We start from the raw sequence: 12076 nt of genomic DNA, 5'->3' as shown, positions 1-12076 counted from the left end.
GTTAGCCTTTCACCGCGCCGGCGGCGATGCCGCGCACGAAGAGTTTTCCGGAGATGAAGTAGATGGTGAGCGGAACGAGGCCGGTCAGGATCGTCGCGGCCATGTTGACGTTGTATTCCTTCACCCCTTGTGTGGAATTGACGATGTTGTTGAGCTGCACGGTCATGGGGTAGAGGTCTGGCTTCGTGTAGATCACGCCGAACAGGAAGTCGTTCCAGATACCGGTGACCTGAAGGATCATGGCGACGACGAAGATCGGCAGGCTCATCGGCACCATGATCTGGAAATAGATCGCCCAGAAACCGGCCCCGTCCACGCGTGCCGCCTTGAACAGTTCCTGGGGCACAGATGCGAAATAATTGCGGAACAGCAGCGTCAGGATCGGCATGCCGAAGATGGTGTGCACGATCACCAGCCCGGTCAGGCTGCCGTAAAGGCCGATTTCCCGCAGCATGATCACGATCGGATAGATCATCACCTGATAGGGAATGAAGGCCCCGACGATCAGGATGGCGAAAAAGGTTTCCGAGCCTTTGAAGCGCCAGTTGGCGAGCGCGTATCCGTTCACCGAGGCAATCGCGATCGACAGGATCACCGAGGGGATCAGGATCCTGACCGAATTGAAGAAGCCGCGCGACAGGCCATCGCAGTTGAGGCCGGTACAGGCCTCCGCCCAGGCTTTCACCCAGGGCTGGAAGGTGACCTCCACCGGCGGAGCGAAGATGTTGCCCAGCCGGATTTCCGGCATGCCCTTCAGCGAGGTGACGATCATCACGTAAAGCGGCAGCAGGTAATAAAGACAGACGACGATCAGCGTGCCGTAGATCAGGATATTCCGGCGGGACAGCGCCTTGCGCGGCTTGCGGCCGGCGGGGCCTTCAACCATACGGTTGCCGGATGACGTGCCGTCGCCGTGCCGGAGGGCGCGGTCGGGACCGGTTTCCGGCGCAGTGTCGTATGTCATGGAGCCTTTCAGCAGGTGGGGCGCCTTGGTCATTTCCGCTTGCCTCCGAATTCGAGATAGGCCCATGGCACGACAATGACGACGACCGTCAGCAGCATCATGGTGGAGGCGGCAAAGCCCTGGCCGAGGTTCTGGGACAGGAACATGGCGTCATAGACGTATTTGGCTGGAACTTCGGAGGAAATGCCGGGCCCGCCGCCGGTCTGGGCGACGACCAGGTCGTAGACCTTGATGATGCCGGAGGCGATCAGCACGACGGCAGTGATGAAGATGCCGCGCATCATCGGAATGACGATGAAGAGATAGGTCTTCCACATCGGGATGCCGTCGATCTTGGCGGCCTTCCAGATGTCCTCGTCAATCCCGCGCAGGCCTGCCAGCATCAGGCACATGATCAGCCCGGTTCCCTGCCAAAGGCCGGCGATCAGGATGCCATAGATGACGATCTCGGGATTGTAGAGCGGGTCGAAGTTGAAACTCTCCCAGCCGAGACTGCGCACCACGTGCTGAATGCCGAAGTCGGGATTGAGAATCCACTGCCATGCCAGACCGGTAACGATAAAGCTGAGCGCGAAGGGATAGAGCAGGATTGTCCTGAACGTGTCCTCGAAGCGGATCTTCTGGTCGAGCAGGGCCGCCAGCATGAAGCCGATCAGCAGCGAGAAAACCAGCGAGAAAGCGCCGTAGATGGCCAGGTTCTCGATGGAAATCAGCCACTTGCTGCTGCTCCACAGCCGTTCGTACTGGGCAAGGCCGACGAATTTCTCACGCGGCAGAAGCTTTGAGTTGGTGAAGGAATAAAGAACCGTCCAGGCGGTTCCACCGATGAAGACCACCACGGCAGTGATGATCATCGGTACTGCGGCCACCTTGGCGCTGATGTTCCGATGCCACCTCGCGGGGCGCGTAGCTGCGGACATGCCGAAAACTTCCTTGTCGAGACGTCGTCCAGGGTGATGTCGGGCGATCCCTGCGCGCCGCGGCGCGCAGGGTTGGAGGACGCCGCCCGGCCACTGCCACCGGAATTCCGGTGGCGCGAGGCGCGGACGACGGGGCCTTTGCCAGTGTTAGTCGGCGTCTGCGACGATCGAGGCGAACGTCGCCTGTGCATCTTCTGCGGACATGGACGGGTCGTTGAAGAACTCGACGAACAGGTCGTTGACCTGGGTCAGGCTGTCGGCCGACATCAACTGGTCCGGAGACTGGATGACATTGCCCTTGGCCAGGATGTCGAGGCCCTTCTTCATGCAGTCGTTTGCAGCGGCCAGATCAACGTCGCCGCGCACGGGCAGCGAGCCTTTCTTCAGGTTGAAGGCAACTTGTGTTTCCGGGGAGAGCATGACCTTGGCCAGTTCGCCCTGGGCTTCGGTGATGGCCGGGTCATCCACTTTCGGGAAGTAGAACGCGTCTCCCCCGGTCATGATGACCTCGTTGACACCGAGGCCGGGCAGGCAGGTGTAGTCCTTGCCGGCAACCTGATTGGCGACCTGGAACTCGCCCTGCGCCCAGTCACCCATGATCTGGCCTGCGGCCTTGCCGGTGATGACCATGGTTGTGGCATCGTTCCAGCCCTGGACGTTGGAGTCCTTGGACATGTCGCGCGCGGTCGCAGCGGCCTGGAAAACCTTTGCCAGTTCCTCGCTGCCGGCAAGTTCGGCATCTTTCTCGCCGAAGATCTTGGTATAGGCCTCCGGTCCGGCGAGCGCGGTGAGAAGCACCTGGAACGCCAGCGTCGTCTGCCAGGGTTGCTGGCCCATCGCGAGCGGAATGATGCCCGCCTCTTCAAGCTTCGGTGCGGCAGCAGCGTATTCGTCCCAGGTGGTTGGAACCGCCAGGCCGTTGTCCTCGAACACCTTGTTGTTGAGCCATAGCCACTGCTGCGAGTGGATGTTCACCGGCACGCAAAAGATCCGGCCGTCCAGCGTACAACTGTCGAGCAGACTGGAGGGATGGATGACTTCTTTCCAGTTGCCTTCCTCCGCAATGTCCGTGAGGTCGCGCATCAGGCCGGCTTCCACCAGTTCCTCGGCCTGGCGGCCGTGGTTGAACTGAGTTGCGCCCATCGGGTCGCCGCCGGTGATGCGGCTGATCATGATCGGCCGGGCCGTGCCGCCGGAGCCCGCAATGGCGCCGTCGACCCACTTGTTGCCGGTCGCGTCGAACGCCTTTGCAAATTCAGCAACCGCGGCCGCTTCGCCGCCGGAAGTCCACCAATGAGTGACTTCCAGGTCTGTCGCATTGGCGGCCGTTGCTGCGCAAAGGGCGGTGGTTGCTGCAAAAACTGCACGTAGTGCTTTCATCATTTCCTCCCATCGAACGTGGCGTGTTCGATTGTCCTCGTCATGCGGCCTCCACCGCATTTTTGTAATCGATTACATCTTGTTGTGTGCTATATGTAATCGATTACATTTCATCATTCTCGGGAAATGGTCTTGTGTCAACCCGGAATGTAGGGCCTGACAGCCTCAAGGATGAACAAGAGACGGCGGCGGAAACGGTCCAGGCGCTGACATGAGAAAAACCGGAGCAGGCCTTGGCCCAGAAAATTGCGCGAATTCAGGATGTTGCCCGCGAGGCGGGCGTATCGACGGCAACTGTAAGTCGTGCGCTCAGCAATCCCGAACTTTTGACGGAGGCTACCCGGCAAACCGTCTTTGCGGCGATCCGGTCGACAGGATACCGGGTCAACCGGGCAGCCCGCAATCTGCGCACCCAGCAGGCAGGCGCCATTCTCGTCCTGGTGCCGAACCTCGGTAATCCCTTCTTTTCCCAGATCCTGGCCGGCATCAGCGCGGAGTTTGGCAGCCGGGACTATTCCGTTCTGATTGCAGATACGAAGGATCACACCACCGGAGGCAAACACGTGGTCGACTACTTTCTGGATGCCCAGATCGACGGCATGATCTGTCTGGACGGCGCAATTTCGTCTGAGGAACTCCAGCTATTCGAGGACAACGGCGTTTCGGGAAAGATCGTTTTTGCCTGCGAATGGGTGCAGGATGTGGCGTTACCATCGGTGCGCAGCGACAATCTCCACGGCGCTCAGTTGGCCGTTCGGCATCTTTATGATCTCGGTCACCGCAAGATCGCCCATATCACGGGCCCGCAGGAAAATGTTCTCACCCACGCACGGCGCGAAGGCATGATGGCCGAGCGGACACGGCTGGAACTGCCTGCGCGGGAAGAATGGATCATCCGCGGCGACTTTTCATTGGAATCCGGCCGGATGGCAGGCCAGCGGATTCTGGCAATGAACGATCGCCCAACCGCGGTTTTCTGCGCCTCGGACCAGGTCGCCTTTGGCCTTATCTCCACCCTGACTGCAAACGGCTTGCGCGTCCCGGAGGACATTTCTGTCGTCGGTTTCGATGACATCGAACTTTCCGAGTTTTATGTCCCGGCTCTTACAACCGTGCGTCAGGACAGGCGGGCGCTTGGTGCCAGGGCTGTGTCCTTGCTGCTGGAGTGTCTGGAGGCGTCCACCGCCTCGCAGGCCTGTGCTGCCGAGCCTGTCATCGTTGATGTGGAACTGGTCGTGCGCACCAGTGCAGCCGCGCCAAATTGCTGATTCCCGGCGAATTCACGGGGGTCAGAGACGCGGAGAGATCACCCTGCCGCAAGCGGGTTGATCTCGGTTGTTCAGACGCGACCTTCGCGATTTAAGTGTAAGGAGCAGCCATACTTGAAATGTGTTTGCAGCTTTATTGGTACAACTTGACGTCGATGTAGGCGCAAAACCTAAGAGTAGACTGAATACATCTTGCCAGCTTTCAGTTGGGTTATCTGAACCCTTCACTTTGCTAGTCAAGTGAATGTGTTTGGTCGGTAAAATTTGCATACTAGGCAAATATTTCCCGGATGCGCCCTATGTTTGATTTCAAAATTATTTTATTTCTATTTGGAAAACATGATTTACTTACACTTTTATTGTAAATTATCGCGGAGGTTTAGCGATTAGTTAACTTCAGGATGTCACTCTAGATAGTATCGTCAATTTTGGGTGATAAAAATGCGTAGACTGGCGTTTGCCTTGGCGTTGTCCATTTGCACTTTCTTTCTACAGACGGGTGCGTCTTCGGCGCAATCTTCGCTCAAGGTTGTGGGTACGGGCGATGGACTTGAAATGCTTCAGGAAATTGGGGCTGGCTTCGCCGAAAAATACTCCGATATCGATCTTGAGATTCCACCGAGCATCGGCTCTGGTGGCGGCATCGCAGCCGTCAGCTCGGGCACGGAACGCCTGGGCCGGGTTGCGCGTCCGCTGAAGGACAGCGAGGTGGAATACGGCCTCGTGTATCTGCCGATTGCAAAAATCCCCAGCGCAATCTTCACCCATCCGTCAACCGGCGTGAAAGCTTTGACCAGCGAGGAGCTGGTCAGGCTGTATTCCGGCGACATCACGAACTGGTCTGAACTGGGCGGAGCGGATCTGCGCGTTCGCCTGGTTCGGCGTGAAGATGCCGACAGCACATTACAAGTTATGAAAGCCACGATGCCGGGCTGGTCGGAAATGGAATTCTCGCCACGCACCAAAACGGCCCTGACCACCCAGGACGCAATTTCCAGTGCCCGCGACGTCGAGGGAGCGATTGCTTTCGGTCCCTATTCCAAGCCACTGGAAGACGGTTTGAACATCGTGAAAATCGACGGTCACCATCCGACCGACCCGGGATACCCGAGTTCGGTGATCCTGGCGCTGATCTACAAGGAAGGCACGCTCGATGAGGACATGAAAGCCTTCATCGACTACGCGCAGTCCGATCAGGCTCACACTTTGATCAGCAATTACGGTGGCGTACCCGTCAGTAACTAACGCAATTGGTCCACATGATCCGTCACTCGTCCCTTCTCTGGCATTACACATATGGCGCCGTTTTCACGGCGGTGTGTGCTTTTGCCGGTTTTATCGGACTGGTTGCGTTTCAGCTTGAAGACAGCATGCAGCGGCAGGAAACCGAACTGCTCGAGCTGTCCCGGGCCCGGCTTCTGGAAACGCTGAATGCGGATGTGGAGCTTGCCGGAACCCGTATGGAGTTCCTGTTTCAGGACCGATTGCGCCGGATAGACGCCCTCTCGGAAAGGGTCGATACCGCCAAGGCTGTTCAGTCCCGTAACGTTGTGGCGATGTCGGAACTGCTCGGTCCGGCAGCGGAACTGGCGGATATGGACGGCATTGTCGTTCTGGATGAAGAGGGCCACGTGATCGGGGCGTCCTCATATTCAGCGGACCTTGTCGAGCTGGGCTCGACGATGCAGAACCTGAGCTTCTTCGACGAGGTTGCCAGATCGCTGAAAGACAGTTTTCCGGGACAGAAACTGACCTATTCCGGCGTTTTGCCACGGTCCGAAACGGGTGTCTTTGTGCCTGGTGACCAGGTCAATGAAGTATCGCAGATCGTGTTCGTCCCCGTTTTCGATGACTTCGGTTATGTGATCGGTGGTCTCGTCGGACAGCGCTGGCTGCGACCCGAAGAGCCGCTTCTGGTTGATCTGGCCAAGATCAATTCCTTCGAGATGGCAATTCTTTACGATAGCCAGATCATTTCCACCGCGAATTTCTCCGGCAAGATGCCCGATCTGGCCAGGTCGCCGGAAACGCCTAACATCACCGAAAATGGTGCCCATGTGATCGAATGCGGCGTGCCCGTCGTGCCGGTGACCGTCTGCGCGCTGACGCCAATTGAGGCGCTGACCGAAATTCAGCACAAACTGACGCGGATCGGTACGGAAGAAGAAGCCAAGCTGCTCAGGCGGCTGTTTTTGTTCGGGCTGATTGCGCTGGTAGCCTTCGCGGCGGTCGCCTTTCTGATGTCCCGGCAGATTACCAGGCCGCTGACCAAGATTACCCGGGTTCTGACCGGCATCGCTACGGGCGATTTCGAAAGCGAGGTCGTGGGTACGGAGCGTATGGATGAAGTCGGCGACATTGCCCGCTCCGTTGTTTCCCTGCAGCGATCGGTGAAAGAACGCGATGCGCTTCGCGAGCGCGTACACGAGAAAAACTCGATCCTGCGGTCACAGGAGGCCCAGTTGCGGGAGCAGAACGTCCTGTTTGACGCGGCGCTCAACAACATGTCGCATGGCCTGTGCATGTTCGATGCAAATGGCCGGTTGATCGTCTCTAACCAACGTTACGCCGAATTGTTCCAACTTGAGGCGGGCAAGGTCGTACCGGGCATGACGGCCGCCCAGCTTGCCACACTGCAAAAGGTGGAGGCCGTCGAAACCGAAGATAATGGGCTTTACGAGTCTCGCCTGCCGGATCACAGGTATGCAAGCGGCTCCCAAAGCACGGAAATGGTGAAGATCCGCTCTGGGCGGATCGTTCTGACCACCCGCCAGCCCTTGGCCGAAGGCGGCTGGGTCGCGATTTCAGAGGACGTCACCGAGCGGCAGGAAGCGCGTGACCGGCTGGCGTTCCTGGCGCGTCACGATCTTCTGACGCAACTGCCGAACCGCATCGAGTTTCGAGACCAGTTGGACATGCTGTTGAACCAGCAGCTGGTCAAAGGCGGCGAATTCGCCATTCTTTGCCTCGATCTGGACGAGTTCAAGACCGTCAACGATAGCCTGGGCCACCCCATTGGCGACGAATTGTTGCGCCAGGTGGCGGAACGACTGCGCAGGTTGATCGGCCGAAAGGACGTTGTGGTCCGGCTGGGGGGCGACGAATTCGCGATCCTCACCGGCCTGCCGTCCAGGTTGCAGGAAGTCGAGGAACTGGCGCAGTCCGTCATCTGGGAGCTTTCCCAGCCGTTCCAGATCGCGGACCATGAAATCGTCATCGGCGTCAGCATCGGCATTACCATTGCCAGGGCCGACGGCACCGCGGGTGACGAGCTGTTCAAGCAGGCGGATCTTGCACTTTACCGGGCCAAGGAAGACGGCCGTAACACCTACCGCTTCTTCGAGATGGACATGGGCACTGCCGTCAACGACAGGCGCGAGCTCATCACCGATCTCAGAACCGCGGTCGCCGACGGTGAGCTGGAGCTTTATTTCCAGCCGCAGTATACGCTCGCAGATGACCTGATTTCCGGATTCGAGGCGCTGGTGCGCTGGAACCATCCGACGCGGGGCATGGTCTCCCCGGCGGATTTCATTCCGCTTGCCGAGGATACGGGCCTGATCACCCAACTGGGCGAATGGGTTCTGATGGAAGCTTGCCGGATTGCAGCCAAATGGCCGGATCATCTGAGGATCGCGGTCAATCTGTCTCCCCGGCAACTACGCGGCCATGCCTTCGGCCCGGTGTTGATCGACGCCCTGACGCAAACGGGCCTCAAGGCCGAGCGGCTGGAGCTGGAAGTGACCGAAAGCGTGCTTCTGACAGATTCAGAAGACGTTCTGGACTCGCTGCACCAGGCCAAATCGCTGGGTGTGAAAGTGTCCATGGACGATTTCGGCACCGGCTATTCTTCGCTCAGCTACCTGCGCCGGTTCCCGTTCGACAAGATCAAGATCGACCAGTCCTTTGTCCGCTCGATGGCGTATTCGGAAGATTCCATTTCCATCGTGAAAGCGGTCATCGAACTTGCCAACAATCTCGACATGACCACCACCGCCGAAGGCGTGGAGACGAGAAAGCTTCTCGACATGTTGACCGAAATCGGCTGCACCGAGGCACAGGGCTACTATCTGGGCAGGCCCATGCCGGTCGACAGCACCGAAGAGTTGATTTTTGCCGGAACGCGGTCGCTCACCACGGCCGCCCAGTAGCTTAAGCTGCTTTCTCCGGCGACTTCTTTCCAGACCCTCCCAATACCCACCTGGGCGCGGCAAACGCCCGTGTGCTTGCAGGCCGATCAACGGTTGACGTGCCGATGTGTCCGGTTCTGGGTCAGGGGCCTGGCGCCATGGTCGTGGTTCAGCCGGCTGAGGCCGAACTGAAAGGAGCGGAGGCCTTGCGGAGGAGGTTGCCGGCCAGCGTCATCAGGCCCCTGTCTTCTTCCGCCACAAAGAACGGGTCGGCGTAGAATGTCGCCCCGGCGCTCAGCGCGATCTCCCGCATGGCATCGACATGGGACGGTGCGCCGGCCGAATAGACGACATGATCGGGCGTGAGCGGGCCGACAAGTTCGTGCGGGCGCGCGGTGCTGACCGTCTCGCCGTCCCCGTCGCTCGCTGTCAGGGTGATGGGAATGCCCCGGCTTTGCAGCCAGCGGACCGCGTCACGCATATAAATCCCGTCTCGTGACCTGGACCCGGCAATGATCCGGATGTCGCGGCCAGTCTGCGCCAGGCTCGCCGCAACGGCAATCGACCAGATCGGTGCGAAGCCGGTGCCTGTCGATGTGAGCAGGACCGGGTTCGGCTGCCGCCGCAGGAAAGCGTTGCCGAAAGGGCCGCGCAGCTTCATCGCATGTCCCTTGGCAATCTCCTTGCCCAGTTTCGAGGACACGGTGCTGTCCGGATACACCTTGATGTGAAACACAAGAATATTTTCTTCCGCATCCAGGTTGAGCGGGGTTGTCGGACTGTAGTCGCGCGGCGGATAACCGGCAAAGGTTGCGCGCAAATATTGACCGGGCAGCCAGGGCACCGGCCGCGCTGTCTTGACCCGCACTTCCAGATAGCCGTCCTTGATCGTCCGGATGCTTTCCACCGTGCCCTTGGTCGTCTTCACGAGCGGTACCGGGTCGTAGGCGATCTCGGCATCGCCTTCCAGAACAGACAGGCACCCCAGCACTGTGTCCTTTTCCCTCGTTCCCATGTCGTCGATCTGGCCGCTCAACACCCGTACACGGCAGGTTTCACATTGGCCGGAACAGCAGTCATGCGGAATGACAAGACGTCCGCCGAGGCCGGCATCGATCAGCGTGTCGCCGACATTGGCCTTGATGGCCTTCCCGTTGATGGTGACCGTGCAGGTGCTTTTCGACATGTCTGATTACATCCGTTGAAAGAAACGTCAGGGGAGGACGGGAAGGGCAGGGCTCAGTTGAAGGTCACCCGCACGGGCCGGGAATGACGGGTGTGGCGGGTCTGGTTGTGGTCGAACACGGAGACCCACATGAACAGGCCGTCCTTCATTGCAAGGTCCTGGTTCTGGCCGGTGTCCATGTCCCGGACAACTTCAAGCGTCCAGTAGCCGTCCTGCCACTTGGAGCCCCCCAGAAGATCCGCCCGGCTGCCGGAATATTCGCCCTGAATGAGAACACCGGGAATAATGGTGCCGACGGGAATTTCAGCGTCTTTTTCTGGCGAATAGGGCACGCTTTCGTTTTCGAACATCCACCACTGCGATCCTTCGTCCGCAATCGCATCGGGGGCGAGGTCGACGGAGCCCATCAGTCCGCTCATTTTCTTGTAGTCAGACGGAAGCCGGCGCACGCCGACCGTGCCGTGATAATGGGTCTCGGGATCACCGACGTAATTGTAGACGTAGAAGGCCTTGCCTTCATCGGGATTGTAGCCGGCACTGTACCGGCTCTTGCCGGCGGCCTGGGCTTCATTCGGTTCAACCGGTGTCGAAAAGTGCATGTCGTCGACACGTCCCAGCATGCCACCGCGCGAGGCTTTCCACTGCCACACGTCGACGAGGCTTCCATCGGTGGTGTAATGCAGGCCGCGGCCGTTGAAGGCAGCCGGTTTGTTCCCCAGTGGTTTTGGACCCATGTGGGTTGCTCCGCCGCCACCAAAGGTGTCGGTGGTCGAGAAGGCAACCGAGAACTTGTCCTCGTAATAGGCGGTCTCGTCCGAAAAATCGGCCCGGTTGTTCAGCATGTGCCAACCGTCTTCACGCTTGATCAGCGGATGCCGTTTCAAGGAGCGATTCTTGTCCTCCCAGCGGAAGGCAAAGGCGATCTTGTCACCCACCTGCACGGCACGAGCTTCGACCGTCGATTCACCCGTCCCGTTCAGGTTCGAGCCTTGCTGGGTCCTGATGAAGACCGGGGGCGCGGACTGCCAGACGGGGTCGTCCAGTTTGCCGTCAAGCACGGGCAGTGTGGCACCTTCGGCAACGAAAAGGTTGTCACGCGTTCCAAAATCGAGGCTGACGGCGCCAACCAGAACAATGGCGCCAAGGACAAGGGCAAGCGCAAGCGGATGGCGGCTCATGCCCGGGAACCGGCGCAGGGCCTGAGGACGGAACAGTCGCAGCAATTGGGCGACGCCGCCGTAGCAGTAGTGCAGCACCACATGGGCAACGATATAGGTCAGCACCACGAGCGCCGCAGTATAATGCACCGTCACCCAGATGCCGCCATGCCCGAGGTAGAGCAGCACGCCGGTTGTCGACAAGGTGAGTACGGCGCCGAAAAGAATCCAATAGGCAATGACGTTGACGGCGGCCAGGCGCAACTTCGTGCTGGCGGGAAGCGTCAGCACGACGATCTTCTTGGAAGAAATGCGGCGTTTCAGGCGAGCAAGCGTCATATAGGCCGCATAGGCGAAGATGAGCGCCAGTACGAACACGGCCGACACATAGTGCCAGGTCCAGATTTCGCCCTGTGGCAGGATCGGTTCGAACAGTTTCGAGAACCAGGCGTTTTCCGCATCGGCCGACAGGCGCATACCGGTCAACAGACTGGTGACAATCGTGACCACCAGCGTCCAGTGCAGGAGGATCGTTCCGATGTCGCTGCGCACCGGCGGAGAACGGTCTTCCGGCCGCCTGTTCGCGCCTTCCGACGACTTGCCGGAAATTGTTTGCCCGTCGGTCTTGGACGATGAAGGCAGTTCGAGGGCGTGATCTGTCACTTGGTCCGTCAACGTTTTCTCCAGGGCCGCCAGCGTCGCGACCGGGTTACCGGCACAGGTTGTGCAACCGGATGTCGGGATATTTCAAAGCTCTAAGCCAAAAAATATCACATTTTAACGAAAGTGAAGAAAAAATGGCAATTACAACCAGCTTTAAACCTATCCGGGCAGTCTGATGCATGCATTATATTATTACCTTTGGGAAGAGCTTGAGATAAAAAATATATTTTACTTTGATAAGGATGTAGATTTACTAATGTTTGTCTGAATATTCTCGAATTTTTCAAAATACCGAAAATATATTTAGAGGACTAGGCTAATCTTTAAGTGGTATTTAAGGATATGCTTGCGACGTCTCACCGCATGCCCCTCATCCGTCTCTCAAGAACTTGTCATCGCAAGATCTTT

8 protein-coding genes are annotated in these 12076 nt (G+C 58.6%); 3 read left to right on the top strand and 5 right to left on the bottom strand.

The genetic code is table 11. The annotated features are described in order from the left end of the window. Window position 1: 1 nt before the first annotated feature. The 3 genes from AC2A6O_RS23620 to AC2A6O_RS23610 all read right to left on the bottom strand — a co-directional run bounded on the left by AC2A6O_RS23620 (window position 2) and on the right by AC2A6O_RS23610 (window position 3267). A complete protein-coding gene (locus tag AC2A6O_RS23620) occupies window positions 2-886 on the bottom strand; it encodes a carbohydrate ABC transporter permease (RefSeq protein ID WP_148582375.1) in 885 nt (294 codons plus the stop codon). A gap of 107 nt (window positions 887-993) precedes the next feature. After that, entirely contained in the window at window positions 994-1884 is an 891-nt protein-coding gene (locus AC2A6O_RS23615) for a carbohydrate ABC transporter permease (RefSeq protein ID WP_498930761.1), read from the bottom strand. A 147-nt stretch (window positions 1885-2031) separates the two neighbouring features. After that, complete coding sequence (locus AC2A6O_RS23610; RefSeq protein ID WP_148581999.1) at window positions 2032-3267, bottom strand: ABC transporter substrate-binding protein; 1236 nt, start codon at window positions 3265-3267, stop codon at window positions 2032-2034. A 230-nt stretch (window positions 3268-3497) separates the two neighbouring features. On the opposite strand from AC2A6O_RS23610, the gene AC2A6O_RS23605 reads away from it, so the two are divergent. The 3 genes from AC2A6O_RS23605 (at window position 3498) to AC2A6O_RS23595 (ending at window position 8683) form a co-directional block, all read left to right on the top strand. Beyond that, a complete protein-coding gene (locus AC2A6O_RS23605; protein WP_498930759.1) occupies window positions 3498-4532 on the top strand; it encodes a LacI family DNA-binding transcriptional regulator in 1035 nt (344 codons plus the stop codon). A 441-nt stretch (window positions 4533-4973) separates the two neighbouring features. Beyond that, complete coding sequence (locus tag AC2A6O_RS23600) at window positions 4974-5777, top strand: PstS family phosphate ABC transporter substrate-binding protein (RefSeq protein ID WP_498930757.1); 804 nt, start codon at window positions 4974-4976, stop codon at window positions 5775-5777. Window positions 5778-5791: 14 nt separating this feature from the next. Then, complete coding sequence (locus AC2A6O_RS23595) at window positions 5792-8683, top strand: bifunctional diguanylate cyclase/phosphodiesterase (RefSeq protein ID WP_498930755.1); 2892 nt, start codon at window positions 5792-5794, stop codon at window positions 8681-8683. Between the two features lie 148 nt (window positions 8684-8831). Here the strand turns inward: AC2A6O_RS23595 and AC2A6O_RS23590 are convergent, their stop codons facing one another. Both AC2A6O_RS23590 and AC2A6O_RS23585 read right to left on the bottom strand, forming a co-directional pair. After that, window positions 8832-9848, bottom strand: a complete 1017-nt coding sequence (locus AC2A6O_RS23590) for a 2Fe-2S iron-sulfur cluster-binding protein (protein ID WP_498930753.1) — start codon at window positions 9846-9848, stop codon at window positions 8832-8834. 53 nt (window positions 9849-9901) lie between these two features. Further along, on the bottom strand, window positions 9902-11680 hold the full coding sequence (locus AC2A6O_RS23585) for an ethylbenzene dehydrogenase-related protein (protein ID WP_498930751.1): 1779 nt from the start codon (window positions 11678-11680) through the stop codon (window positions 9902-9904). Window positions 11681-12076: the final 396 nt, after the last annotated feature.

The sequence above is a fragment of the Labrenzia sp. ATLA3 genome (assembly GCF_057180185.1).
Note: the sequence above shows the minus strand (reverse complement) of the source record. Positions and strands in the feature narration are given on the sequence as shown.